24 protein-coding genes and 1 riboswitch are annotated in these 24,842 nt (G+C 50.1%); of the genes, 3 read left to right on the top strand and 21 right to left on the bottom strand.

Going from position 1 to position 24,842, the window contains the following annotated elements:
* Positions 1 to 112: 112 nt before the first annotated feature.
* From GSO_RS09770 to wecB, 16 genes are all read right to left on the bottom strand, one after another.
* On the bottom strand, positions 113 to 613 hold the full coding sequence (locus tag GSO_RS09770) for a QueT transporter family protein (protein WP_010491614.1): 501 nt from the start codon (positions 611 to 613) through the stop codon (positions 113 to 115).
* Positions 611 to 709, bottom strand: a riboswitch (PreQ1 riboswitch). Its footprint overlaps the gene before it by 3 nt.
* A 19-nt stretch (positions 710 to 728) precedes the next feature.
* Complete coding sequence (locus GSO_RS09775; RefSeq protein ID WP_010491616.1) at positions 729 to 1,442, bottom strand: 3-oxoacyl-ACP reductase; 714 nt, start codon at positions 1,440 to 1,442, stop codon at positions 729 to 731.
* On the bottom strand, positions 1,439 to 1,663 hold the full coding sequence (locus GSO_RS09780; protein WP_010491618.1) for a DUF2829 domain-containing protein: 225 nt from the start codon (positions 1,661 to 1,663) through the stop codon (positions 1,439 to 1,441). The genes GSO_RS09775 and GSO_RS09780 overlap by 4 nt, the downstream gene beginning before the upstream one ends.
* Positions 1,664 to 1,966: 303 nt before the next feature.
* Positions 1,967 to 2,278 carry a helix-turn-helix domain-containing protein gene (locus tag GSO_RS09785; protein WP_010491620.1) on the bottom strand — a complete coding sequence of 104 codons (312 nt, stop codon included), beginning with the start codon at positions 2,276 to 2,278 and terminating at the stop codon, positions 1,967 to 1,969.
* 265 nt (positions 2,279 to 2,543) lie between these two features.
* Positions 2,544 to 3,173 (bottom strand): histidine phosphatase family protein, encoded by a 630-nt coding sequence (locus GSO_RS09790; RefSeq protein WP_010491622.1) that lies wholly within the window; start codon positions 3,171 to 3,173, stop codon positions 2,544 to 2,546.
* Between the two features lie 286 nt (positions 3,174 to 3,459).
* Positions 3,460 to 4,440, bottom strand: coding sequence for an ABC transporter ATP-binding protein (locus tag GSO_RS09795; protein ID WP_010491623.1), 981 nt, complete (start codon positions 4,438 to 4,440; stop codon positions 3,460 to 3,462).
* 1 nt (position 4,441) lies between these two features.
* Positions 4,442 to 5,494 carry an ABC transporter ATP-binding protein gene (locus GSO_RS09800; protein ID WP_010491625.1) on the bottom strand — a complete coding sequence of 351 codons (1,053 nt, stop codon included), beginning with the start codon at positions 5,492 to 5,494 and terminating at the stop codon, positions 4,442 to 4,444.
* An 11-nt stretch (positions 5,495 to 5,505) separates the two neighbouring features.
* Entirely contained in the window at positions 5,506 to 6,504 is a 999-nt protein-coding gene (locus tag GSO_RS09805) for an ABC transporter permease (protein ID WP_010491627.1), read from the bottom strand.
* A complete protein-coding gene (opp3b, locus tag GSO_RS09810; RefSeq protein ID WP_010491629.1) occupies positions 6,504 to 7,427 on the bottom strand; it encodes an oligopeptide ABC transporter permease in 924 nt (307 codons plus the stop codon). Before opp3b ends, GSO_RS09805 begins: the two co-directional genes overlap by 1 nt.
* Positions 7,428 to 7,557: 130 nt before the next feature.
* Positions 7,558 to 9,177 (bottom strand): peptide ABC transporter substrate-binding protein, encoded by a 1,620-nt coding sequence (locus GSO_RS09815; RefSeq protein ID WP_010491630.1) that lies wholly within the window; start codon positions 9,175 to 9,177, stop codon positions 7,558 to 7,560.
* A gap of 431 nt (positions 9,178 to 9,608) precedes the next feature.
* Complete coding sequence (locus GSO_RS09820; RefSeq protein ID WP_010491632.1) at positions 9,609 to 11,042, bottom strand: MFS transporter; 1,434 nt, start codon at positions 11,040 to 11,042, stop codon at positions 9,609 to 9,611.
* Positions 11,043 to 11,214: 172 nt separating this feature from the next.
* Positions 11,215 to 11,778, bottom strand: a complete 564-nt coding sequence (gene efp / locus GSO_RS09825; RefSeq protein ID WP_010491634.1) for an elongation factor P — start codon at positions 11,776 to 11,778, stop codon at positions 11,215 to 11,217.
* A 241-nt stretch (positions 11,779 to 12,019) separates the two neighbouring features.
* Positions 12,020 to 12,727 (bottom strand): LutC/YkgG family protein, encoded by a 708-nt coding sequence (locus GSO_RS09830; protein WP_010491636.1) that lies wholly within the window; start codon positions 12,725 to 12,727, stop codon positions 12,020 to 12,022.
* The gene (locus GSO_RS09835) at positions 12,720 to 14,204 is read right to left on the bottom strand and encodes a LutB/LldF family L-lactate oxidation iron-sulfur protein (RefSeq protein ID WP_010491638.1); all 1,485 of its coding nucleotides are present in this window, start codon (positions 14,202 to 14,204) and stop codon (positions 12,720 to 12,722) included. The genes GSO_RS09830 and GSO_RS09835 overlap by 8 nt, the downstream gene beginning before the upstream one ends.
* Positions 14,201 to 14,983 (bottom strand): (Fe-S)-binding protein, encoded by a 783-nt coding sequence (locus GSO_RS09840; RefSeq protein ID WP_010491640.1) that lies wholly within the window; start codon positions 14,981 to 14,983, stop codon positions 14,201 to 14,203. Before GSO_RS09840 ends, GSO_RS09835 begins: the two co-directional genes overlap by 4 nt.
* A gap of 278 nt (positions 14,984 to 15,261) precedes the next feature.
* Positions 15,262 to 16,404: a non-hydrolyzing UDP-N-acetylglucosamine 2-epimerase gene (gene wecB / locus GSO_RS09845; RefSeq protein ID WP_010491642.1), complete on the bottom strand. Its 1,143-nt coding sequence runs from the start codon at positions 16,402 to 16,404 to the stop codon at positions 15,262 to 15,264.
* Positions 16,405 to 16,729: 325 nt separating this feature from the next.
* Here wecB and GSO_RS09850 point away from each other — a divergent pair, with 325 nt between their 5' ends.
* Complete coding sequence (locus GSO_RS09850) at positions 16,730 to 17,296, top strand: hypothetical protein (RefSeq protein WP_010491644.1); 567 nt, start codon at positions 16,730 to 16,732, stop codon at positions 17,294 to 17,296.
* Positions 17,297 to 17,552: 256 nt separating this feature from the next.
* Here GSO_RS09850 and GSO_RS09855 read toward each other — a convergent pair whose 3' ends face one another.
* The 5 genes from GSO_RS09855 to GSO_RS09875 all read right to left on the bottom strand — a co-directional run bounded on the left by GSO_RS09855 (position 17,553) and on the right by GSO_RS09875 (position 21,175).
* Entirely contained in the window at positions 17,553 to 17,885 is a 333-nt protein-coding gene (locus GSO_RS09855) for a PTS lactose/cellobiose transporter subunit IIA (protein WP_010491646.1), read from the bottom strand.
* A gap of 38 nt (positions 17,886 to 17,923) precedes the next feature.
* Positions 17,924 to 19,024: a DUF871 domain-containing protein gene (locus GSO_RS09860; protein WP_010491648.1), complete on the bottom strand. Its 1,101-nt coding sequence runs from the start codon at positions 19,022 to 19,024 to the stop codon at positions 17,924 to 17,926.
* Between the two features lie 91 nt (positions 19,025 to 19,115).
* A complete protein-coding gene (locus GSO_RS09865) occupies positions 19,116 to 19,526 on the bottom strand; it encodes a DUF3284 domain-containing protein (RefSeq protein ID WP_010491650.1) in 411 nt (136 codons plus the stop codon).
* 60 nt (positions 19,527 to 19,586) lie between these two features.
* A complete protein-coding gene (locus tag GSO_RS18195) occupies positions 19,587 to 19,751 on the bottom strand; it encodes a hypothetical protein (RefSeq protein WP_010491652.1) in 165 nt (54 codons plus the stop codon).
* Positions 19,748 to 21,175 carry a PTS sugar transporter subunit IIC gene (locus GSO_RS09875; protein WP_010491655.1) on the bottom strand — a complete coding sequence of 476 codons (1,428 nt, stop codon included), beginning with the start codon at positions 21,173 to 21,175 and terminating at the stop codon, positions 19,748 to 19,750. Before GSO_RS09875 ends, GSO_RS18195 begins: the two co-directional genes overlap by 4 nt.
* Before the next feature lie 548 nt (positions 21,176 to 21,723).
* Between GSO_RS09875 and GSO_RS09880 the strand changes: the two genes are divergently transcribed.
* The gene (locus GSO_RS09880; protein WP_010491657.1) at positions 21,724 to 23,946 is read left to right on the top strand and encodes an alpha-galactosidase; all 2,223 of its coding nucleotides are present in this window, start codon (positions 21,724 to 21,726) and stop codon (positions 23,944 to 23,946) included.
* 63 nt (positions 23,947 to 24,009) lie between these two features.
* The gene (gene yaaA, locus GSO_RS09885; RefSeq protein WP_010491660.1) at positions 24,010 to 24,753 is read left to right on the top strand and encodes a peroxide stress protein YaaA; all 744 of its coding nucleotides are present in this window, start codon (positions 24,010 to 24,012) and stop codon (positions 24,751 to 24,753) included.
* Positions 24,754 to 24,842 lie beyond the last annotated feature (89 nt).

Genomic DNA, 24,842 nt, shown 5'->3' on the forward strand with positions numbered 1-24,842 from the left:
ACCGAGAAGTTTTCCGTCATCTCGGTGTTATTTTTGATTGATTCTTAAATCTGCCGGCGATCAGTGCGACTTTTTTTACCTCACAACGCTAGCCAACAGGTTTCTGCTAAGTTTATTTGTCCAAGTCCACATACCGGGTCAGCACCATCATCACGACACCGCCGACTGCCATTGAGACAGCTTCACCTAGGGCAATGGTGGCGTATGACGCCCAGAATGGCACCCTGCTCATGATTGTGAGCTCGCCGGCGACTGTGAACATCGAGAAGGCGAAGAGGACGCCCATGATAGCGAATTTGGCCCATTTTTGGTGGACGAATTTGGCTGCCCAGCGACTGATCACGATGAAGACGAGGGTGCCTAGCGTGCCGACTGGGACGTCGAGTAGTGCGGTTGGCGAGGCTAAATTGGCCAAAAAAACACCCAACGTAACCGCCCAGACGTACCGGCGATTAAAGAGCGCCGTGTAGTTGAGCATCTCGGAGAACCGGACCTGGACGACACCGAAGCTTAGCGGGCTGAGCATCAGGGTCATGACCACATAGATTGCGGCGACGATCGCGGTTTTGGTGAGACTGACGATTGAACGATGGGACATTGATGTTGTTTGCATATTGTTCTCCTTTGTGGCTTTGCCAGTAATAACGACGATCAAAGGAAATAAGTATCGTCGTGGAAGCGTTGTGCGCTTCCGATTCAATTAACATCATCTTAACAATGTTTCAAGTTTACTTTTCTAACCAACCGCCGTCAATAGGAATGACGGTGCCGTGAATGTAATCAGCGGCATCGCTGGCCAGAAAAAGGGATACCCGGGCGACTTCTTCTGGTTTGGCCCAGCGCTTGGCCGGCGTCTCCTCAGCCACCCACGCGGCCATTTTCGCGTCACCGGCGAAGTCAGCGGCGTTCATGGGCGTGTTAATGGCGCCTGGTGCTAATGCATTGGCACGAATGCCTCTTGCGGCGTAATCGAGGTCTAACTGCTTGGTAAGCCCGATAACGGCGTGCTTGGCGGCTGTGTAAGCCACGCCTCCGCCGCCACCGACTAATCCGGCGATGGAGCTCATGTTGATAAAAATGCCATGGCCACGCTTGAGCATCCCTGGTAACAACGCCTTGATCATCAGGAACTGGCTGGTGAGATCAACGTTAAGAATATGTTGCCAAGTTGCCAGATCAGTGGCGGCGACGTCTTGATAGCTGTCCAGAATGCCAGCCGTGTTGCAGACAATATCAGGTGCATAGTCACGGGCGATGGTTTCTGCTGTCGCATGCTGACTGACATCTGCCTGAATCGTGACGGCCAGCCCTGTCATGGGTTGAAGATCGACGCCGATAACCCGCGCTCCCGCTGCCGTAAACGCCGTCGCTTGAGCCGCACCGATGCCGGATGCCGCACCAGTCACGACGACGGTTTTGCCGCTAAAGTCAAATGCTATCATGCGTCAACAAGTTGCCAGTCTTCAGCGAGAATGTCACAGTCAGTCGGTGACCACAAACTGAAGGCCTCGTCCGCCGTTTTGATCAGAAAATACGGATTTAACGTGTCGCCTTCAAATTTGCCTTCCGGAACTAGCTGAACATACAACTCGGTGCCTTCCCAACCGGTTCGAACGGCTTTTTGGCCTTTTTTCAGTGATGGTAAAACTGCTTCGAATGTCATGAAGTTATTTCCTCCTTTTTACTTAGCAGGCAGCCCACAGACTTCGTGCGGCTTAGCTAGCTACCTTGAATGTGAATTCAGTGCACTAAGTATACGCGATTTTTTGATTAGCGAACAGCCCCGCTCGCAAAATGCCTAACCGGAGCAACGGCCATCAAGAGCGCTCATCCTTTTGACACTGCCTGCACGCCGCCAATCAACGACAAAGAAAAATCGGTGCCAACGACAATTGCCGCCAGCACCGATTTTCTAATTAGCCAGCCGCATAGCCGCTGCTGGCGTATTTTCAACCTATGACCGCACTCAAAGATTAATCACCTGCATGAGTACCTCGGAAACGCGTGCTCGCTCGGTTTCCGGCAAGCCAGTCAAGTACTTCACCAACGCTAACGTATTGATGTCGCTCATTTCCGGTGCGATGAAGAAATCACCGACCTCCATGTCTAAGGCTTGTGCAATGTCAGTCAACTTCTTAACGCTGATGTTGTTGACATCACCGCGTTCCATACGGGATATCAGACTGACTGAGACCCCCGAACGCTCGGCCAGCTTTTCAATCGTCAGGTTCAAACTGCGGCGTTGTTGATGTACTAATTTTCCGATATTATCTAACATCATGTCCCCCACCTTTAATGTACGGCGTTATGCTTTAACATTAAATGAAACGAGCGACCATCAAAAGATTTTATATTATTATTTAATAATCTAAAGACGGCCTATTCTCACACAACGCTGGTGTACGAACCCCACATTAACGCGCCAATACATCTCCACTACTATTGTAAGCGCTCGCGTGGGGGAAGCGCCAAATATTGGCTTGATAAGCGGGAAAAAAGAGCACATTCCGGCGGGGACAAATGATTAACTGATCTTTCGTGTTCTATAACGCGCTCGGGACAAACGCCCACAAGGTGCCGCGGGTAAATTCTTCACCGTCATCGGTATCGATTTCGCTAATGCTATTATTCGGCGGCATGGCCATTTCATCGCGGGCATTGTTGAGGTCTGCACCAAGATAAGTGCTCAGCAGCAGCATCCCCAACAATCCATGGGCAACCACGAGGACTTTGCCATCCGGATGTTGGTCATAGATTCGCGCGATCACGCGGCGCCCGCGAGTTAACGCATGTTCAAACGATTCGGCGCCGATTCGTTTATAATCAAATGCCAACAGATTATGATAATAATTATCGATTTGGGGATCATCTTGAACCTTTGCCAAAGGGCGACCGTCCCACTGACCCAAATCGACTTCACGTAAATCTTCTTCGGTAATGATTGCCGGTTGGGCCACCTTGCTTTGAGCCACAATGAGCTTTGCGGTGGTTTGTGCCCGCGGCATCGGACTGGCATAGATGCCAGCAAAACCGGTTGTTTCAAAAAATCGTCCCACTGCCATTGCTCCGGCACGGCCAGACGGCGTTAGCGGTGTATCGGTACGTCCGCCATTAAAGCGGTGTGCCAGATTCGTCTCGGTTTGTCCATGCCGTACAAAATAAAACTTGGTCATTCCTTGCACACTTCCTTTGAGGATAGTGTAGCAGACCCGCAGCCAGAAAGCGCCATCTTGAAGTCAAAATTCAATTCAGGCTTGGCAATATTTAGCGAATGTTAACAAGTTTCGGATTGATGAATCACAAGTTCACACAGTTGCAGAAGTCCTTCGTATAAGCGCTTTCATTCGCACTCACGCAAAAAAACCGGCAACACTTTTACGTGCTCCCGACTTTTATAAATCAAACGCTACTTTAATAAGACTTGCCGCAAATGCTACTGGAGCAAGCGAATCCTCAATGTTAGTCCGCAGCTGTCCCGGCTGGCGTCTTATGGTCCTCTTCGGCTTCAGCCTTATACGCGGCCACTTCATCGTCAGCAGCGAAGATGTAGTGATCGGGATAAACCTCGACCATTTTTCGTTGCTTGTTGTCGCCTTCGACTTTGCTGGCATCGTAAGGAATCGGAACGCGCTTCCGTTCGACATCTGGGTCAGGAACCGGAATGGCTGACAGCAGGCTCTTCGTGTATGGATGCAGCGGATGAGAATAAACTTCGTCGGCACTGGCCAGTTCGACCAGACGGCCATAGTGCATAACCGCAATGCGATCGGAAATATACTTCACCATGGACAGGTCATGGGCAATGAACAGATAAGTCAGCCCTTGGCGATCCTGAATGTCCTTCAGCAAGTTAACCACCTGAGCCTGAATGGACACGTCCAGCGCACTGATCGGTTCGTCCGCAATAATAAACTTAGGCTGCACCGCAAGCGCCCGAGCAATGCCGATCCGCTGGCGTTGACCACCAGAGAATTCATGGGGATAACGGGTCGCATGGTCGGCGTTCAAGCCAACTTCTTCCAGCAACTGTTCGACTTGGTGATCGCGATCCGCCTTGTCCTTGGCGAGATGGTGGATATCGATACCTTCCGCAATGATGTCTTTGACTTTCATCCGGGGGTTCAACGATGCATATGGATCCTGGAAAATCATCTGCGTATCCCGCCGAAAAGCCAGCATCTGCTTGGAACCATTTTTGAGCTTGGCGATGTCCTGACCGTTGTACAGAATCTCGCCACTCGTTGGGTCGTAAAGACGGATGATGGCACGGCCGGTTGTAGTTTTCCCGGAACCGGATTCGCCAACAAGGCCAAGGGTTTCGCCTTCGTAAATATCAAACGAGATATCCTGAATCGCCTTAACTTCGTCTTTCTTGCCAGCGTTAAAAGTCTGAACCAGATGCTTAACGGAAACAAGGATTTTTTTCTTATCAGCGGCCATGTCAGTTCACCACCTTTTCGTTTGGATGCTTACTTGCCCACAACGCGTGTCGCCGCGCGATTTCCGGTGGCAGCTCCACTTTCGGCGCACCCGGCGCTAATAGCCAGGTCGCGGCCGAATGGGTTGGCGAGATCTTGAAGAAAGGCGGTTCCTGTTCAAGATCAATGGCCATCGCATAGGGATTACGCGGGGCAAACGCGTCTCCTTTTGGCGGATCAAGCAAATCCGGTGGTGTGCCAGGGATTGCGTACAGCCGATCACTCTTCGTTTCCAGTGTCGGCATTGCTTCCAACAGTCCCCAAGTATACGGATGCTGAGCATTATAAAAGATTTCGTCAACGGTGCCGTATTCCACGATTTTACCGGCATACATAACCGCCACGCGATCAGCGATCCCGGCAACAACGCCGAGGTCGTGGGTGATGAAAATGATTGACGTATCGATTTTGGATTGGATTTCTTTTAACAAATGGATGATCTGTGCCTGAATCGTCACGTCCAGCGCTGTTGTCGGTTCATCGGCTAACAGGATTTGCGGGTGATTGATGATCGCAATCGCAATGACGATCCGTTGGCGTTGGCCGCCGGAAAATTGATGCGGGTAATCTTTCAATCGGCCACCTGCGTCTTTGATGCCGACCAGTTCCAGCACCCGTTCGGCTTCTTTCAAGGCGTCGGATTCGCTAATCTTGTTGTGCAACATTAACGGCTCAGCCACCTGCTTGCCGATGGTCATGGTTGGATCCAACGATGTCATCGGATCCTGGAAAATCATGGCAACATCATTGCCACGCATGGCATTCAACTGCTTTTCCGATTTCTTGAGAATATCGACGCCATCAAAAAGCACTTCACCGTGGGTAATCTTGGCATTGGGGGCCAACAAGCCCATCACGGTACGTACGGTAACGGATTTCCCGGAACCAGACTCGCCAACAATTGCCAGCGTTTCGCCTTTGTTAAGGTCAAAACTGACATCCCGAATGGCGTGCACCGGACCGGCATAAGTGGCAAAGTCGATTTCCAAATCTTTAACTTCCAGAATTTTAGTCATTTTGCCACCTCCTAGTGTTCACTACGCGGATCAAACGCATCACGCAAGCCATCAGCCAGCAAGTTGAATGCCAGCATCAGGACAACGATGACAATCGCCGGATACAGTAGTTGATATGGTAGAACTTGCAGGTTCTTCTGCCCATCGGATAACAACGTCCCAAGGCTGGCAGTTGGTGCCGGCAGCCCGATCCCAATGTAACTCAGGAAGGCTTCAAAGAAGATGGCCGTTGGAATCGTGAACATGGTCTGAATAATGATGATAGAGCTCAGGTTCGGAATCAGGTGTTTAAATGCGATTTTGACACTCGACTCACCAAGCGTTCTGGCTGCCAAGACAAATTCCTGATCTTTTAACTGTAGTGTTTGCGCCCGAATCAGGCGCGCCATGGTGACCCAGCCAGTCAACGCAATGGCCAAAATGATGGACGTCATCCCTGGCTTGAACACCTGTAGCATCAAAATAACGACAACCAAGTTTGGCACACTGGAGATGATTTCAATGACACGCTGCATCAAGGTATCGGTCATGCCGCCGCGCCATCCGGAGATGATGCCGTAGAAAACCCCGATAGTCAGATCGAAGAAGGTTGCGACAATCCCGATGAACAGCGAAACGCGGGTGCCGACCATGATCCGGGATAACAGATCGCGGCCGAGGTAATCCGTACCGAGCAGGTAGTAAACATTTTTGCCCATGCCTGCGTATTTATTCTGGCCATTCAGGTAACCGTTTAATCCCGGTAAATCCACGCCTGGCCATTTTGGTGGCAAATTGGAATAGTTCAGGTTCTGCTTGTTAGGATTTGAAGGTGACAGCCACAAAGATAGAATTGAAATGACCGCAATAATAATCAAGACCCAAAGTGAGATGAGCGCGGCTTTGTTCTTCTTCAGTCGCCGCATCGCATCTTGTGAGAACGTCAGCGCAGGCTTGGCAATGCGTTCCTGTTCAGCCGTATTCACTTTGACATGCTTGAATGCGTCTGGACTTAATTTTGTTGTTGCCATTAGTTTGCCTCCCCGCTCAGTCGGATTCGTGGATCAATGAAGCCGTAGAGAATATCAACGATTAAGATGATGACGGTCAACATTGCACTGTAAAGAATTGCCAAAGCCATGATCACCGGATAGTCGTTGGTCGTGATTGACTTAACGAATTGTTCACCAATGCCGGGAATCGCAAAAATATTCTCGACAACCAGTGAGCCAACCATCAAGTCAACCGCCATTGGCCCGATAATGGTGACAATCGGAATCATGGAGTTACGCAGCGCATGCTTAGCAACGACCTGCCAGCGTGATTCGCCTTTGGACCTTGCGAGTTCGATATAGTCTGAACTTAGCACATCCACCATTTCGGTCCGCATAAACCGCGCTGTCTGAGCCAGTGGCGCGATGGCAAGGGCGATCGTCGGTAAAATACTGTACGTAAATCCGCCCCATAATGCGACTGGAAAAGCACCGGTTTTATAAGCAAACAGTTGCAACAACGCAGCGAACACGAAGTTAGGGATGGACCGACCGAGAATTGCGAAAATTGTCGCGGTGGCATCCACCCAGGTATTCTTCCGAATCGCCGCAATCGCACCGAGCACGATACCGGCAAGCGTGCCCACAACCATGGCTTGCGCGCCGATTTGCAGTGACGGCCCCATTCGCGAAACGATCAGGCCGGACACGGTTTGACCGGGATACTGATACGACATTCCGAAGTCACCATGCGTGATCCCTGCCATATACGTGAGATATTGCATCCAAACCGGCTTATCCAGTCCATACTGTTTCTTTAAAATTGCCAGTTGATCTGCCGGAATTTTAGGATTATTAAACGGGGTCCCCGGCAGTAGCTTCATTAGGAAGAAAGTAATGGTGGCAACAAGAAACAGCGTCAGGAGCAGGAAGCCGATCCGTTTTAAAATATATTTAGCCATGTTTCACTCCTGTTTTTTTGGCTTTTACTCAAACGGCGTTGTCCCGCCGCAAAACACGTGACAACGCCGTTCATGAGAACTAATGATTAAAGTGTTAAGCCTTTATTTTTGATTGTTCCAATGCATCGAGTTACTTAACCTTTGCATTAACAAAGTCGTAAGAACTCGTTGGGTTGTACTTCAAACCGGTAATGGTCTTACGTTGCAGTGTTGCCTGAACGCGTTGATACAGTGGCACAACGCCTTGTTCCTTGGTCAGAATTTCTTGTGCTTTCAGCAAAGTATTCCAACGAGCAGTCGGATTGTTGGCATCTGTCGTCTTAGATTGCTTGATCAAAGCGTCGTACTCGGCGTTTGACCACTTGCCATCATTGTAGGAGTTATCAGAGGTGAACAGATCGAGGAAGGAAATGGCGTCAGGGAAGTCAGCACTCCAGCCTGAGTAAACCATGTCGAATTGGCCATTTTGAGCACGGGATAGACGAGTCTTGAACGGTACACTTGCAATGGTGACTTTCAATCCTGGCAAATTCTGCTGAAGCGTGCTTTGCAGGTATTCAGCAGACCGCTTACCTTGCGTTGTATCATCGGAGAGCAGTTCAAGAGTTGGTGCGCTCTGACCGGTTTCTTTCAAGCCTTCTGTCCATAACTTTTTGGCCTTGGCTGGGTCATACTTCGTCGCCGATGCATCAGTTTTAGATGCAGTCTTTGAGAAGTCCTGACCGCCTTTGGTGAAGAGACCTTCAGGCGTCACGTTGTTTGCAGCAATTGAGGAGTCATTCAAAACTTTCTTGATATATTCAGTCCGGTTAATGGCAGCTGAAACGGCTTGGCGAATCTTGGTATTCTTAAAGATCGGAACCTTCTTTTCGTTGAGTTCCAAATAGAAGATGGCACTTTGATTCAACCCTTTATAATCAGACATCGTCTTTGCTTTAGCTGCTTGCTCTCCAGACAACTGTGCAATGTCAAGCTTCTTTGACTGATATAGATTCAGTGCTGTCTGCGGATCCTTGACAACTTGGCCGTTTAACGTATCAATATGCACATTCTTGGCATTCCAATAAGTCTTGTTCTTGGTTTCTTTCCAAGTATTGCCAGTGCCGTTCCAGTCCTTTAATACATATGGGCCATTAGACAGAATATACTTGGATGTCGTCCCGTACTTCTTACCAGCCTTGTTAACAAACTTCTCATTTTGCGGGAAGAATGCTGGATTAACCAACATCGTCTTGAAGTATGGAATTGCATGATCCAAAGTAACTTTCAACGTTGTTTTGTTAACCGCGGTGACACCCAAAGTGCTGGCAGCTTTCTTGCCAGCAGTAATGTCATCAGCATTCTTCACGCCAGAAAAGAGATAAGCGTATTCTGACTTTGTTTTAGGTGTGACTGTCCGCCGCCATCCAAACACAAAATCTTGCGCCGTAACCGGATCACCGTTACTCCATTTGGCATTACGCAATTTGAAAGTATAAGTCTTGCCGTCTTTGGAAACAGTCGGTTGACTCTTAGCAATCGCCGGTTTCAAATCCTTGCCAGAATAACGGTACAAACCATCCATCGTATCGATCAAAGCCTGACCACTAATCGCATCAGTGTTCGTCGATGGATCCATTGTGGAGATAACATCGCTTTCCATACGGGTGATGGAACTGCCATTGCTGCTTGCTGAATTAGAACCACAGGCTGCTAACACCCCGGCGAGCGCAATTGTTGTGCCCGCAACCATTGTTTTTCTAAATTTCATCTTGTTCCCTCCTAAAATGATTGAACTTACCTTACATTAGAATCTCATTAATGTAAATAAGTAAACCCTCAATTTTGAATAAAAAAACCGCGATGTCAGAAAATGTCTCGTAAAAGGGTTAAGCCCGGTATCAAATAACAAATCGTACAAGGGTTATACAAATGTTTTAGATAGCGCATTAAATCCAGAAATAGCAAAGTTTGTTTCACTGGCAAGGAGTGACATTGAAAAATTGCTGCAATATCGGAAGTTGCAGCAACCCAAATATTAAATAACACGCACTTTTGGCATAATTTATTCCAGTTTTCATGAAATTGTTTGTTTTGTTCGAATAATTTTCGCTTCTGTCAAACGACTTGCTAGTCATGTGCTAACTAAAAAAGCAAGAACCAAGGCTTTTGCTCAGTTCTTGCTAATTATTTTCAAAGCAATCACTTATTATTAGTGAGTGTCTTAGTCTGCTTACGGCTGCGGATACTCCGGAACACCACAATCACCAGGCCGACGACGGAAACCAAAGTGACTAACCAAAAGACCGTAGCTAGCGCGTGTAAAAATGGTTCTCCGGACTGCGGTGAAATGCGGGTCACGCCGGGCAACTGGGCAAATAGCAAGGTAGCGCCGAAGCTGATGCCAATGGTCAACCCGATCGTGCGGGCCAGTGAGTTCATGGAACCGGCAACACCGGAAAGGCTACTGTCCACGGCGCCCATGGTTAAGGCGTTATTCGGTGACAGGAACAAGGCCATCCCCGCACCGTTGGCGACAATCGGCCAGATGATCGGCGCCATGCTTATTTTGGCGGGATAACTGGCATACCCGATTTGCGAAATGATCAGGACGAACAAGCCAAGAATCGTCAGGTAATAGCGATTCCAGTGATCGGCCAGCCAACCGGCAAATGGCGTAATCATCAGCATCGTGTCACTCTGCAACATCATCAGCAGGCCGCTGGCGAACGCTGATATACCGCCATAACTCTGCAGGTAGAATGGGAGAAGAATGTTGGATACCGAATTGACCAGCATCACGATCAACAACACGCTCACTGAAATTAAATAGTCCGGATTGTGCATAATGCTTGGCGCAATCCACGGCGAGCGCGAGCGTTGATCCTGAATAAATGCCAGAATCGTTAATAGAATGCCGCCTGCCAAAATACCTGCGCCCAGCCAAAGCTGTTTTGGCTGCTGCAGCCAGTAACCACTAGCGAACATCAAAATCATCCCACCGGTGAACAGATTCTGTCCGGTCCAGTTAGCTTGCTGCCAGACGCGCCTGATCTCACCATGCGCCGGCCGCCGTAATGGCAACAAACGCATGCCCGCCAAAACGATCAAGATACCCACCGGCACATTGAACAAATAAATCCAGCGCCAACTCGCCCAAGTAATGAGAATGCCGCCGAATGCCGGGCCGGAAATCGATCCCAGCGACACGAACATAGAGATCACAGCAAGGGCTTCTGCGCGATTCGCATCCGGGAAATATTGGCTAATGATGCCCATCGAGTTGGCCATAATCATCGCCGAACCAACCGCCTGAACCACTCGCCCAGCCATGATGGTTAGATAGGTCGGTGCGATTCCCGTCAACAGCGAGCCAACGATAAACACGACTTCGCCAATCAGGAAGACCAGGTTTTTGGAGACTAAATCGCCGATATGCCCGAACATCACCAACAAAACCGCCGTAGTAATGAGGCCAATGGACACAATCCAGGTCGCCGCACTACTGGAAATCATCAAGTCTTCGGAAATCCTGGGCATGGCCAGATTGGTACTCGATCCGGATAATGCCGTCAATAACGACATCATCCCTAAAACAATCAGAATTTTAACGCGTTGCGCCCGCGACATCTCCATCGTCCCCACACCCTTTCGAGTGTATTCTATGCTCATCGTTTAATCGCTACAATTAATCAGCCCGGCGACTTTGCCATGCGCACCACGCTTCCCATTTGCGAGCAACTCAACTATTTCAGATCATCAAAAAAGCGTCCATTTTGATTGGACGCACTTTGTTATTTGAATCTATTTACTTCTGAGCCCGACCCTTGTAAGTACCAGTGTCAGTGGTGACCAAAATCTTTTCCCCAGCCTTAACAAAGTCGGGTACAGTAACGACCAAGCCAGTTTCAAGCGTGGCTGGCTTGCCGCCGCCTGCCACTGTGCCGCCTTTAACCGCTGGCTGCGTATCGGTGACTTCAAGCTCAACCGTTCCCGGCAGCTCAAGGCCAATCACTTCATCGCCATAGAATTCAATTTCGACCGGCACATTTGGCAACATGTACTTAAGCTCGCGCGCGATGCTGGCAGTTGGGACCTCATACTGTTCATAGGTATCACTGTCCATGAAATAAGCGGTGTCGTCTTGCGTATACAGATAAGTGGCCTTTTTACGATCCATGATCGCAATTTCGACCTTTTCACTCGGCCGCATCGTCGTGGTCACGTTGGCACCGGAACGCACATCATACAGCTTCATCTGCATCACGGTATTACCCTTGCCTGGCTTATGATGATTCGATTCCAAAACCTTAATCAACTTGCCGTCCTTAACAAAGACCATTCCGGCCTTCAAATCGATTGCTTCTGTCATTCTGCTATCTCCTTCATTATGAGCAAACCGGCGCTGGCAAAATGTGTGAACACGTTTACAACCTAAGCGTTCACTAAGCACCGGTACAAATCATTTCATCAGCAAGTATACCATATCTGTATGAACGGTCGCTTGACCGCGAAAAGTGGCCTAAACCCCGGCGCACCAAAAAACGGCCACAGAGGCAACTGCTGTCCCTAAGACCGTTTCATTCAGGCATCTTGCATTAACGAGCTACCTGCTACATATCTTCAACCACCAAATAAGTCATATCCAGCGGCCCGTGCACCCCAACAACCAACGTCATTTCAATATCGCCCGAGTTTGATGGCCCGGTGATGAAGTTAATATTGCTGGTTTGCAGCTCACCCGCTTTGATAGCGGCATCGTAACGATCCATCGCCTGCCGTGACCGCGGCAAAATGTTGCTTTTCTTAACAATGGCGAGATAATGCGTTGGCAAAAAGTGGAACCCGCGGCCCTGCCCCGGCGTTGTTGCGATGGTGATGGTGCCGGATTCGGCCAATAGATAATCCGCAAAGCCAATCGCAACATCAGCCGTAGCCGCCTGCTTCAAGTTGAAGTCGCGGCCCTTTCCCGGCGCCCAATACATCGGCTTCGGCGCAACGGTTTCCGTCCAGTCACGGAGGCCAAAATCCTCATACTGATCCGTTGTCGGCAGAATCAGCGTTTTCGGCGCGTCATGTTCGATGTAGGCATTCAACGCATCGGCCAGCCCCGCCTTGTCCGTCGTGGAAAAGGTCACATGCACGGCTTCGCTATTTTTCTTGGCGATCGCTTCCAACTCGTCTTGCGAATGGCCAGACAACGTGGTTTCCGGCAGGTCATTCAGCGGTTCAAACGGATGATCCTGTAGCTGGTGGCGCGGGCGACCGGCTTTTTCGGCAATAGCATTTAAAAAGTCTTCGCGATTACTGTGATCAATCATGTTTTTGCGCCTCCAATGCTGCTTTGTGTTGTTTGAACCAGTGGCGGAAGTTCTCGTTCTTCTTCGGCGGCCGTGGCAAGTCACGCACATCGGTCCAACCGCGCGCCAGCTTCGGCATCATGCCGGTTTGTTTGATCCGGCCGCTATTGTATTCATTTTCAACGCTGCCTTGGTCTTTGGTAGATAAAACGCCCATCATCGCATGATCCATATCAAGTGCCATGTTGAACAGAACCGGTGCACTGGTGCCGACACCGACCATTTTCATAATTTTGTCGCTAAAACTATGATCCGTCTTCAGCTTGTCCATCATGACTTCGCGATGCTTGATCAGCAGATGATGCAATGGAATGCGGACAGGGCAGGTTTCGGTGCAGGCAGCACAAAGGCTGGAGGCAAACGGCAAGTCGCCGAACTTTTCATAGCCGTCTAGCACTGGGGACAGCACCGCGCCGATCGGTCCGGGGTAAATCGAGCCGTAGCCGTGTCCGCCGATGTGACGATAAACCGGGCAGACATTGAGGCAGGCCCCGCAACGGATACACTGCAGCACCGGTTCAAACGGGGTGCCGAGCGCATTGCTGCGGCCGTTGTCGACAATGACTACGTGAAAGTCTTCGGGACCGTCTGCTTCGCCTTCAACTTGCTTGCCGGAGAAGGAGCAGTAACTGGTCAGCTTCTGGCCAACCGCTGACCGCGACAGCATATTGTCCAGCGTCTCGGCTTCTTTCAGGCTCGGCACAATCCGTTCCATCCCCATCACAACCACCTGTGTCTTCGGAATGGCCATGGTCAGATCGGCGTTACCTTCATTGGTGACCAAATTAATCAGCCCGGAATCGGCGATCGCAAAATTACAGCCGGTAATCCCGAAGTCTGCCTGTAAGAAGTAACGGCGCAGGTATTCCCGGGCAAACCGCGCCAGATGTTCCGGATCGTTGTCGCCTTCATAACCGAGTTTGTCAAAGATTTCTTTGACTTGATCGCGGTTTTTAGCTAACGCTGGAAAGACAATGTGCGTTGGCTCCGCCCAATCGTCTTCTTGCAAAATAAATTCCGCCAAATCGGTTTCCATCAACTGGGTGCCGGGAATCTTCAATAATTCCTTATCCAGGTTGATCTCCGTGGTGACCATCGACTTGGACTTCACAATTTTATGTGCCTGCTTTTCCTTGGCGAGGTTTGTAATGTACTCAGCCGCTTCTTTGTCGGTTTTGGCAAAATAAACGTGACCGCCACGCTTTTCGATGTTATCGCTAAATTCTTCCAGATAATCCGGTAAGTACTTAATAACATGTTGGCGAATCTGTTCGCCTAGATCCCGCCATTGCGGCCAGTTGCCGAGCTCCTTACGCGAAGCTTCCCGCTTGTCCCACTGGGCATCCTGGGACTTGGCGACACTGGCTTGCATGAATTTGTCTTGTTCTGATTCCTTAACCCGCTCCAAGAACGGCTTGTCACTGGTTGAAATAGTCATGGGCGCACCTCCTGTTCGACCCCAAGCGGCTCATGGAACTTGATCCGCTCCGGATTAACATTGTGGTTCAAAACTTCCGCGATATGCATGATCTTGATCTTTTCATTTCGCCGGGAAAAACGGCCGGCAATGTTCATCAGGCAAGACGGATCGGCTGAAATCAGAACCTGTGCGCCGGTGCTCAACACATCGTCAACTTTTTCATCGACCATTTGTTTGGAGATTTCCGGCTCCTTAGCAGAGAACATCCCGCCAAAGCCGCAACAGTTTTCGATGTGCGGCAACGGTTCCATCTGCAAATCCTTCACATGATCCAGCAGCTTAAACGGCGCCGTGCGCTCACCGAGCAACCGCGTCATGTGACAGGAACGGTGATAGGTAGCCTTGGCGTCCAATTCGGCTCCGGCATCGATGACATTCAGCACGCGATATAGAAATTGGGAAAACTCGTACGTTTTGTCCGCGACTTCCTTGGCTTTTTCCGCATATTCGGGATCATCCTTCAGCAAAATCCGGTATTCCCGCAACATGTTCACGCAAGAACCGGCTGGCCCGACAATATAATCGGCGTCCACCGACAACAACGCATCGATTTCGTTGCGGAATACCTTTTGACTGGCTTTCACATAGCCAGAGTTATAGGTTGGCTGACCGCAACAAATCTGTTTGACCGGCATAAACGTTTCACACCCAAACCGCTCAAGCACTTCGGTCATCGCCGCCCCAACATTGGGAAAGAAAAGATCCACGATACAGGCGGAGAAAATAACGACTCTCATAATGCACCTCCCATATTACAATGATTCCAATTTAACTATACACCAGTGGCGCTAAATGCAACACCGAAAACGCTTACAAAATGGCAAATTGTTATTTTGTGATTAAGTTTTCCCGCTAAGCCAGTAAGCAAACCCCTTGGTCATACCGCGTTATTGTGACATACGCCACTTAGCTTAAAGCCAGATTCAGCCTAGCCTTATGCCGTTTTTATCGTACAATGCTTATGCAACTATAAGCAATGATCGGTTGTGACCAATTCAATGATATAAAATGATAATCATTTAAATGGTGCTGGTCGCGCCTGCTGTTTCCCGAATGCATACAAAATCGCATCTAAAATTCGCTGCGATGCATGGCCATCGCCATATGGATTCTTGGCATTAGCCATGCGTTGATATTCAGTCTGGTCATCCAGCAACTGCAGCATCGCCGTGTTAACCGTCTGCGGATCGGTGCCGACCAACTTCAGGGTCCCAGCCTGAACCCCCTCCGGCCGCTCGGTAGTGTCGCGTAACACCAAAACCGGTTTGCCCAATGAAGGTGCTTCTTCCTGCACTCCACCGGAATCGGTCATGATGAAATAGCTGCGCGCGGCTAAGTTATGGAAGTCGACCACGTCCAGCGGTTCAATCAGATGAATCCGTTGGTGATGCCCTAAAATCGAATCAGCCGCCTCCTGAACCACTGGATTTAAATGCACTGGGTAGATGATCTCGATATCTGGATGACTTTCAACAACATCCCGCATCACTTTGAAGACGCGGCGCATTGGTTCGCCTTGATTTTCGCGACGATGCATCGTGACCAGAATCATTTTCTTGTTGGGATCGATTAAGTCCAAAACCTCGTGATGATAATTATCCTGAACCGTTTGATCGAGTGCATCAATCGCCGTGTTGCCAGTCACAAAGATCTGCTTGTCGGGATGATGTTCCTGCAACAGATTGGCGCGGCTCTGAGCTGTCGGCGCAAAATAAAGATCGCTTAAAACATCAGTTAACTGCCGATTCATTTCTTCCGGATACGGGCTGTACTTGTTCCAAGTACGCAGCCCCGCTTCGACGTGACCGACTTTGGTTTGTTGATAAAAGGCCGAAATGCTAGCCGCAAATGTCGTGGTCGTATCGCCATGAACTAGCACGATATCCGGCTGTTCTCTGGCGATGATCTGTCCAAGCTTTAACAAAACACTACTTGTAATGTCTGCCAGTGTCTGTTGCGATTTCATAATGTTTAAGTCGTAGCGCGGCTGAATATGGAAAATCGTCAACACCTGATCCAACATGCCGCGATGCTGGCCAGTGACCACAGTAACCTCATCAAACTCGTCATGCCGCTGTTTAAGCCCCAGAACGACCGGCGCCATTTTGATTGCTTCCGGCCGGGTCCCGAAGACTGTCATCACTTTAATTTTTGCCAAGATGATGACCTCTTTTCCCCATTAAATCCGTTATTTTCTCTCGCCCGTTTTTAAATTACGATGAGTATAGCAGGTTGTTCCGATCGAACCACGTGAAAACACTTGGGATGTTGGATGTTAACGTTCACTAACTTATTTGGTAGGTTATTCGTTTGTTTTTCGATAATCTCATCTTTGTCAGAAGATCTTCCGTATTCTCCCTGTTCCACATTGATATATCACTGTTTCTCGATGTTTCACTGCCTTGATTTTTTGGCTGAAAGGACTAACATTAGAAGTGAGTTAGGGTTCCCTAAAATAGCTCAAAATAAATGGAGGCGGGTTTATGCGTAAACGATATCGGGCAACGTTGCGGGCACTTAACTCGGATTGCATTGGCCGCCAAGCGCACGGATTTGCAAATTTTGAGGTCACCGATGATGACGCTTTGCAAATCCGAATCGAGATGTTCAATACGCCAGCGGATATGAACCATATGGCAGTATTGGAAAGTACCGGATCGGATGCGCCGGTAGTGCCGGCCACTAGCGCCCAGGACAAGAATCATGACGGCGTGGTTGACGAAGAAGAAGCCGAGCAAGTTTCCGGCAAGGTCTTTGTGCCGCTCGACAATGCACCGGATAAGCTGAAACTGGTCGGCAGCAAATACCCCGAAGCTGATGACAATGGCTTTTACATTTACCAACAGCGCGTCGTCGTATCCGCGCTGCGCGACCAATTGCGTAAGCGTTATGGCCGAGATGTGCTCAACCTCGACAACACGGTTATCTATGTCAACGGCGTGCAAAGTGATGTCATTCTGCCCAAGACCGTGGCAAGTGATCTGGATAAAAGCAAGCCATACCTTACTTTGCCAATTGCAGTTGGGAAGTTACGAAAAGTAATGGGTTAATTCCTTTTCTGACTAGCAATCGAGTTATCGTGTCCCACACGTTAATTTAAAAAGACTGGAACAACGCGCCTGATGAGTTCTCAGGTTCGCATTGCCCCAGCCTTTTGCTGAATTTCGATTCAAATTTTGTAAAGTGTAGGCAATGACCTTTGTGCCGTACCAAACTCCGCAATCTCCGGCGGTTTGGCACTAAGGTTTAAACATGCCTAACGCGCTATCTTCCTGGACATGAATGATACTTCACGTACCACTATTGTTAATCAGTCACCACGGTTACTTCCGCCAAGCGCTGATACACTGCCACGACTTCGCCAGCTAAATCGCGAAACGTGATTGCATTCATTAAGTGATCCTGCGCATGCACCATCAGCAACGAAATCGTCGCATGCTCGCCGCTTGCCTCGGCTGTCAACAACTCAGTCTGCACATTGTGAGCCGTCACCAATGCTTCATCAGCCAATTTTAAATGGTGATCCGCTTCGCTGAAGTTGCCGGTTTTCGCTGTCTGAATGGCTTCAAAGGCCTCACTTTTAGCGTTACCACCGGCCATAATCAAGCCCATAATCGTTTCTTCGTTTACTTCATGCATAACTTTAATTTCCCCTCGGATTAATCTTGAATAAGTTGCTAGTTGGCAACGCGTTTTAGCATAAACGTCCGCCATGGCTTTAACAATGACAACAACGCCAGATCTTCATCGGTCAGTTGGCCGATTTTATTGCGGCGCCCATCGTTGGGCAGATCACGCAACACGATTTGCAACTCGCCTGCGTAACGCTTGTAAGTTTCATTGACCACCACGACATCCCCGCGGTGCAAGATTCCGGTGGCATCATGTGCCGGCAACGGTTGTCCGGCGTAACGTACGCGCGGTTGGGTATCGCGAATCAGGTAATCAGACGCATCGCCGCGATACAGGTGAGCTTCACTGAATGCAATTTTGGCTTCGAGATCCGCAAGCGCCGGCTCAGTGGTCATCCACAATGTCGGATAAGGACAAAAGAATGCCAATGCGGCTGCTTTTAAATCAGCCTCACTTGCCAGTGCATTGCCAATGAGGACGTCATCAATCACCTCGGTTAAACGCAGATGATGTACTTGACTTGCAATCGAACGGTGACGATCGCTTTCCAATGTCGGCAAGCCTTCGCTGACCGGCCACGGCCCGTGATCCGCACTCGGCGCACTGATAAAAGCCGCTGTTCGGAGTCCATACTGCCGAAACTTCTGGGAATAAGCCACCATCCGTTCATCGCCTAAGCCAGTGTATTCTTGCGGATAAAAGTTGTGACAACCTAGTAAGTTCGACCGCCGCGGACCAAAGGACATGATCGCATCGATTGCATTCGTCCCGGCACTCATGTTGAGTTCGATTTTCAGACCATATTGGTTATGCGTCATCAAGGCTTCTTCCTGACCGGTGAAGCCTTCATCAAGACGCAGGCCCCAAACGCCTAAGTCATGGAAGAAACTCAGGTCATAATAGTCAATGCCCAGTTCTTTAAACAGCGGCGGCGCAATATCGACAATGGTTTGAAAACCAAGTTGATTGGCCTTGGCCACCACGGCTTTGAAAACCGCAAGCTGATCGCGACCGTGGTCTCCTGACAGTTGTAGCAGTGACGTGAAAAGCCGGCGGTAACCGAATTGCCGGGCAGCTTCCAAATAGGCAGTTGCCTGCGCGACCGTTGTTTGTTCCGGATAGAGGCTGATGCCAAGTTTGCCCATAGTTCCTCCTTTTAGCGTTTGTTGCGCGTGATCTTTCAGCGATTATGGCGCAAAAGATCACGCTTCATTCCTACAGTGTCTGTTTAGACCCTCAGGTAGCACACATCTGGCGGGCCATTTTTTTAAAGCGCCGTTTACGGAACCACCCGAGCAAAAAACCGCTGGCACGATTGTTGGCGGCACCACGCGCACTTTTGGCGACAAGTGACTCTTCATAGACGAGCCGACTTTTACCGTTTTCCAGTAGGGTTAATTGATAGCGGACTTTAAAATCATCCCGTGGCGTTGCCAATTCATACGCATAGACTGAGTTAGGTTCGAACTCGGTGATGGTCAGCAGCGCCGTGCGTCCATTCGGCCAATTTTTGGCGTAACTGAACCCGCGCAGACTTTTAGGCAGCGGTTCGCGCCCGGTGTGCTGGCGAATATCGGCTAAGGCAGATTGTTGCAATTGATTGAAAAAGACGTTCGGTGCCACGGGTAAATTCATAATAATCTTCATACTGGCCTCCTTTGGCACGATGCGGCGTGGTGGATCAACCCCGATCGTGACTGCGTTGGTTTATTTTGCTTTGACAAGACCGACGTACCAGCGGGTGCAGAAAATGGTGGCGATGACGCCTAGAAGACAGCCGGCAATGCGCCATGGTGTCGGCATCAACGCGCTGAAAACGATGATTGCCATACTAATGTTAATTAGAATTAGCGCGGTGGTTGCGGTTTTCAAATCGCATCACCTTCTAGGTTGCGATCGTCATCGGTTGCTTCTTTGGTTTTTTCTACTGGCGGTTCGGTCATGTGCAGTTCCGGATCCAGCTTATTGGCCGCCTTGACGAATGGTACATAAATCAGGAAGCCGATGACCATGTTCACGGCTTGCAGAATCGGTGCGCGCCAATCCATGGTGGCGATGATCGAGTTGACAAATGGCGGCATAGACCACACGATTTGGTTCTTGACTGGCGATACCCAGCCTAGCATGTGTGCGCCGTACGCGATCGAGACCATCACAACCGGTGCCGCGATGAATGGAATGAAGTAAATCGGATCGAGCACAATTGGCAGTCCGAACATCACCGGTTCGTTGACGTTAAAGCAGCCAGGCGCAATTGAGAGCTTCGCCACGGTACGCTGGTCGTCACGCTTGGAGAACATGAGGATGGCGATCAGTAACAGTAAAGTACTGCCGGCCCCACCGATCCATGCATACAGATCGAAGGCGTTACGGGTCCAAACAAACGGTAGTGCTTCGCCTTTCATGAATGCATTCATATTGGCGATTTGGGCGGTTAACCAGATCGAGTCCAAAACCGGGCCCAAGACGTTGGTGCCGTGGAGACCGAAGAACCAGAAAATCTGTACCAGCAGCGTCATCAGTAACACCGCCCAGAAGCCTTGGGACATGTTCAAAAGTGGTTCCTGAACAATCGTGGCGATGAACTCGATGACGGTGGTCTTGTTGACGCTGAACAGGTAATTCACGATGCCGGCCAGGTATAGCGCGGCGGTGGCGGGAATGATCCCGGTGAATGCCTTGGCGATGGCTGGCGGCACCGATTCTGGCATGCGAATCGTGACGTTTTTCTTCATTAACCAGATGTAGAGGGTCATGGCAAGGGCGCCCATGATCATGACGGTGAAGAAGCCATAGGAGCCGAAGAACTTGTTGAAGTTGAAGAAGCCCCACATGCTGACGTTTTTGCCGTCTACAACGCCACCGGCATCGGTGATGAGTTTAGTCGCGCCCTTACCGAGTGTGCCTTTTAACGCTAAGGTGAAGTTTTGCGGCAGGCTCATGATGAACGTGCCGAGCACAACAATCCCGCCGGTCACCGGTTCCACTTGGTACTGAACGGCTAGGTGGTAACCGAACGTAAAGGCGAAGAGCAGGCCTAAAATGGCTAGGGTTCCGGTCCACACCATGGCGTTGATGCCGATGAGCCATTGCATGCTGTTGACGATACCCATCCACTTGAACTGGGTCGGGATGTCCCGAATCAAAACGTTCAAGACGGTGGATACCGCGCCGGCCATCATCGCCGGCATGATCGCGATAAACGCGTCACGTAATGCGACTAACCAGCGAATCGATCCAATCTTTGCTGCGACCGGGACGATATGCCGGTTCAGCCAACCAATAAATGCATTCATACTATGCACTCCCTTCAAAAATTTTATAATGTCGTTATTAGTGCTTAACTACAATTAAAATTCTACGGGAGTGCCAGATGGCGGGTCAAAGATTATAGTAGTTATTGTTTATAATTTTTATAAGCAAAATGTTTGACTTTGACGAAGGCGTTTTTAGGCTTGTGTTCTTTGTCGTGCCAAACTCCGCAATCTCCGGCCAGCTGGGGTGGCGACGCGAAGCTCGCGAAGCTAGAGTGGAGACGGCGCTTTGAGCCAGAAAACCGCTGTCTCAAAGTCGCCTAACAACATCAGCGACAAAGACCGTCGCTGTGTTGTTTCCACAACTGAGCCCCATCTGGCCTACGATTGCTCCGCTTTGGCACTGGCTTATTTAAGTTCCAATGGACTGTGTAGCTGATCTTTCTTTTTCAAACAGGTCCGCCTTAGTTTATTGAAAGTAACCCTTCTTCGAATAGTTGAACATGTCCCCACCTAACATGTAGACCGAGCAAATCACCGGCCGTTTGCTTATAATAGATTAAAACCAGAGATTTTCCAGGAGGCGCACCATGGCAAATATTGAATATGATCCGCAACGCCAGCTTTTTCATCTGCATAACGCGACTTTTAGTTACATTATTCAGGTGATTCGCGGGTACCTTGTGAAGCGTTATTGCGGTCCGGCGCTGGAGCAGTTTTCCGGAACGGCGAAGCTGGAAGATTTCAGCCATGCGTTTAACATTCAAAATGATGCCGCGCCGTTTTCGCTGACCACCCTGCCGCTTGAATATAGTACGCTGATGGGTGGCGATTATCGCACGCCTGCTTATGCCGTGCGAAATGCTCATGGCCAGTTGATCGGTAATCTTAAGTTTCACGATTTTCAGATTTTGGCTGGTAATGAAAACTTCAACGGCACGCTGCCGACTGCGCGGACGCCGCATGGACAGACGCTGATTATTACCATGCATGATGAGACCGATACGTTGGCGGTTCACCTTAAGTACACGATTGTTGGCGATCTGCCGGTATTGCTTAAGCAAGTGGCTTACCGCAATTTGAGTGATAACACCCTGACGATTACCCATGCAGCCAGTCTTCAGCTTGATTTTGACGATCATGCCTATGACCTCATTACCTTGACCGGGGCGCATCTGAGTGAAGCCAGTGTGACCCGTCAGCCGCTGACGCCCGGCAAAAAATCAATTGCCAGCAATTATGGCGCGAGTGGCCCACAAGGCGTGCCGGCGACGATTCTGGCAGCCCCCGCGACCGACGATTTTGCCGGCGAGGCGCTGGGCGTCACCCTTTTGTGGAGCGGCAATTTTAATTACACGGCACAGGTGGATCAGTTTGGTAATAGTCGATTGGTGATGGGGTTGAATCCGGAACTCTTTTCCTGGCAGCTTAAGCCCGGCAAGCCGTTTGTTACGCCCGAGGCTGCGGTCGCTTACACGACTAAGGGGCTGAATGATCTGAGTCATATTTTCCATCAGTTCTTCGCCAATCACGTCATGCCGGTGCCGCGGCGGAATCTGATTGAATATAATACGTGGGAATCGACTTATTTTGACGTGAGCGAAGCCAAGGTGCTGGCGGAGATTCCGAAAGCGGAAGCGCTGGGCGTCGAACTGATCGTGGTGGATGACGGCTGGTTTAAAAATCGCCCCAACGATGCTGGTCAGCTCGGCGATTGGGTGCCGGATCCGGTGAAGTTCCCGCGCGGCTTGCGGCCAGTTGCCGATGCCTTGCACGCGCGGGGACTGGCGTTCGGCTTATGGGTTGAGCCGGAAATGATCAGCGAAAATAGCGAACTGTACGCGGCACACCCAGATTGGGCCATGCAATATGTCGGGCAAAAGCCGTTGCGGTCGCGTAATCAATTGGTATTGGACCTCAGCCAGCGCATCGTGCAGGATCATTTGATTGCCGTGTTGACTGACTTGGTCCGCACGAATCACATCGACTATCTAAAATGGGATTACAATCGCCACTTCAGTCAGCCCGGCAGCCCGGTTTTGCCCCCGGATCAACAAGGTGAAGTGGGTTACCGGTACACGCGTGGCTTGTATCGCGTGTTGAAAACATTACGTGACACTTTTCCTAAGCTCATCATCGAAAATTGTTCTTCCGGTGGTGGCCGATTGGACGGTGGGATGCTGGCGTACACCGATCAGACGTGGACCAGCGATTTCACCGATCCGGTTTATCGCATGAAGATTATGAATGGTTTTTCGTTATTCTTCCCGCTTAAAACGTTCGTCTCCCACTTTACGATGTCGCCTAATCTGCAGGATTCACGGGTGACGCCGCTTCGAACGCGGGCGCTGCTGAGTCTGGTCGGCGTGACCGGCATTGAATGTCCGCCGAGCCAACTCAGTCCTGCCGAAGCCGCAGCGGTCAAGGCCAGCTTTGCCTTTTACAAAGCCAACCGCGCCGAATTGCAAAACGGCAGCCTTTATCGCCTCCATCCCAGCCATCCGAATCAGGATCAGGTCTGCTGGCTCATCACCGACGAGGCGAAAACCAAGGCGATCGTCCTGACGTCAGCCGGAGTCATTGCGCCGATTCCCCACTATCAGCATGTCCTGCTGCACTATCTGCGTCCGACCATGTCGTATCAGATTAACGACAAAAAGACCGCAACCGGTGCGGAGTTGAACTTTGCCGGCGTGACCTTGCCGCTGGCGCATGGTGACTTTTCCGCAACCTTGATGACATTGCAGGCCGTCAGCCATCTGCCGCAAACAACGACGCAAGCGAATGGCGATATCGCTAAGTTGCCGTTTTAGTAGTGTCAGCACTGCCATTTTTTTAAAAATGGCTCATCCTACTTAGAAAGTTTGGTTTTCTCTATGAAGTTCATCATTGCACCGGCCAAGAAAATGGTGATCGCCCAAGACGATTTTCCGGTTCAAAGCCAGCCGCAGTTCCGCGATCAGGCGGCGGCATTGCTTAAGCGGATGCAACAACTTTCCCAGACGGAAATGCAGGCGCTGTGGCAGACCAGTGACCGCCTGACGCAGGAGGCCTATCAGCAGTTGCAGACAAGTGACGTCACGCGCCAGCAGTCACCGGCCATTTTCAGCTACGTTGGCATTCAATACCAATACATGGCGCCTGATTTGTTAGACGATGCGGGTTTGGCCTACATTCAGCAACACCTGCGCATTTTGTCTGGCTTGTATGGCATTCTGCGACCATTCGATGGCATTGTTCCTTACCGTCTGGAAATGCAAACGCGCTTGGTCATGCCGCCTTACCATCATTTATACGATTTCTGGGGTGGGCGATTGTATCAAGCACTGGCAGCCATCCCCGGCCCGGTCATTAACTTAGCCTCCGATGAATACGCCAAAACCATCCGCCCTTATTTACAGCCAAACGACACCTTCATCGACGTCCGCTTTGCCCACCTAGTTAACGGCAAGCTCAAAACCCGCGCCACTTATGCCAAAATCGCGCGCGGCGAAATGGTCCGCTATGCGGCGATGCATCAAGTTTCGACCGTTGCTGAACTGACGCGGTTTGATTCGCCAACTTATCGGTTTGACCCTGAGCGATCGACGGAAACGGAATTGGTCTTTGTGGCGAAGTAGGTTGATGGCGTGCAGAAACGTACTGGAAAACTAAAGGACTGCCGTATATTGTCGGATAATTTGGCAATATGCGGCAGTCCTTACTTGCA

Origin of the sequence: Lacticaseibacillus zeae DSM 20178 = KCTC 3804, assembly GCF_000260435.1 — a bacterium.
GTDB classification, from domain to species: Bacteria; Bacillota; Bacilli; order Lactobacillales; family Lactobacillaceae; genus Lacticaseibacillus; species Lacticaseibacillus zeae.

Bases quoted from the DNA above. Each gene is read 5' to 3' on its own strand.
- GSO_RS09770 (WP_010491614.1), bottom strand. From the start codon at position 613: ATGCAAACAACATCAATGTCCCATCGTTCAATCGTCAGTCTCACCAAA.
- GSO_RS09775 (WP_010491616.1), bottom strand. From the start codon at position 1,442: ATGATAGCATTTGACTTTAGCGGCAAAACCGTCGTCGTGACTGGTGCG.
- GSO_RS09780 (WP_010491618.1), bottom strand. From the start codon at position 1,663: ATGACATTCGAAGCAGTTTTACCATCACTGAAAAAAGGCCAAAAAGCC.
- GSO_RS09785 (WP_010491620.1), bottom strand. From the start codon at position 2,278: ATGTTAGATAATATCGGAAAATTAGTACATCAACAACGCCGCAGTTTG.
- GSO_RS09790 (WP_010491622.1), bottom strand. From the start codon at position 3,173: ATGACCAAGTTTTATTTTGTACGGCATGGACAAACCGAGACGAATCTG.
- GSO_RS09795 (WP_010491623.1), bottom strand. From the start codon at position 4,440: ATGGCCGCTGATAAGAAAAAAATCCTTGTTTCCGTTAAGCATCTGGTT.
- GSO_RS09800 (WP_010491625.1), bottom strand. From the start codon at position 5,494: ATGACTAAAATTCTGGAAGTTAAAGATTTGGAAATCGACTTTGCCACT.
- GSO_RS09805 (WP_010491627.1), bottom strand. From the start codon at position 6,504: ATGGCAACAACAAAATTAAGTCCAGACGCATTCAAGCATGTCAAAGTG.
- opp3b (WP_010491629.1), bottom strand. From the start codon at position 7,427: ATGGCTAAATATATTTTAAAACGGATCGGCTTCCTGCTCCTGACGCTG.
- GSO_RS09815 (WP_010491630.1), bottom strand. From the start codon at position 9,177: ATGAAATTTAGAAAAACAATGGTTGCGGGCACAACAATTGCGCTCGCC.
- GSO_RS09820 (WP_010491632.1), bottom strand. From the start codon at position 11,042: ATGGAGATGTCGCGGGCGCAACGCGTTAAAATTCTGATTGTTTTAGGG.
- efp (WP_010491634.1), bottom strand. From the start codon at position 11,778: ATGACAGAAGCAATCGATTTGAAGGCCGGAATGGTCTTTGTTAAGGAC.
- GSO_RS09830 (WP_010491636.1), bottom strand. From the start codon at position 12,727: ATGATTGATCACAGTAATCGCGAAGACTTTTTAAATGCTATTGCCGAA.
- GSO_RS09835 (WP_010491638.1), bottom strand. From the start codon at position 14,204: ATGACTATTTCAACCAGTGACAAGCCGTTCTTGGAGCGGGTTAAGGAA.
- GSO_RS09840 (WP_010491640.1), bottom strand. From the start codon at position 14,983: ATGAGAGTCGTTATTTTCTCCGCCTGTATCGTGGATCTTTTCTTTCCC.
- GSO_RS09850 (WP_010491644.1), top strand. From the start codon at position 16,730: ATGCGTAAACGATATCGGGCAACGTTGCGGGCACTTAACTCGGATTGC.
- GSO_RS09855 (WP_010491646.1), bottom strand. From the start codon at position 17,885: ATGCATGAAGTAAACGAAGAAACGATTATGGGCTTGATTATGGCCGGT.
- GSO_RS09860 (WP_010491648.1), bottom strand. From the start codon at position 19,024: ATGGGCAAACTTGGCATCAGCCTCTATCCGGAACAAACAACGGTCGCG.
- GSO_RS09865 (WP_010491650.1), bottom strand. From the start codon at position 19,526: ATGAAGATTATTATGAATTTACCCGTGGCACCGAACGTCTTTTTCAAT.
- GSO_RS09875 (WP_010491655.1), bottom strand. From the start codon at position 21,175: ATGAATGCATTTATTGGTTGGCTGAACCGGCATATCGTCCCGGTCGCA.
- GSO_RS09880 (WP_010491657.1), top strand. From the start codon at position 21,724: ATGGCAAATATTGAATATGATCCGCAACGCCAGCTTTTTCATCTGCAT.
- yaaA (WP_010491660.1), top strand. From the start codon at position 24,010: ATGAAGTTCATCATTGCACCGGCCAAGAAAATGGTGATCGCCCAAGAC.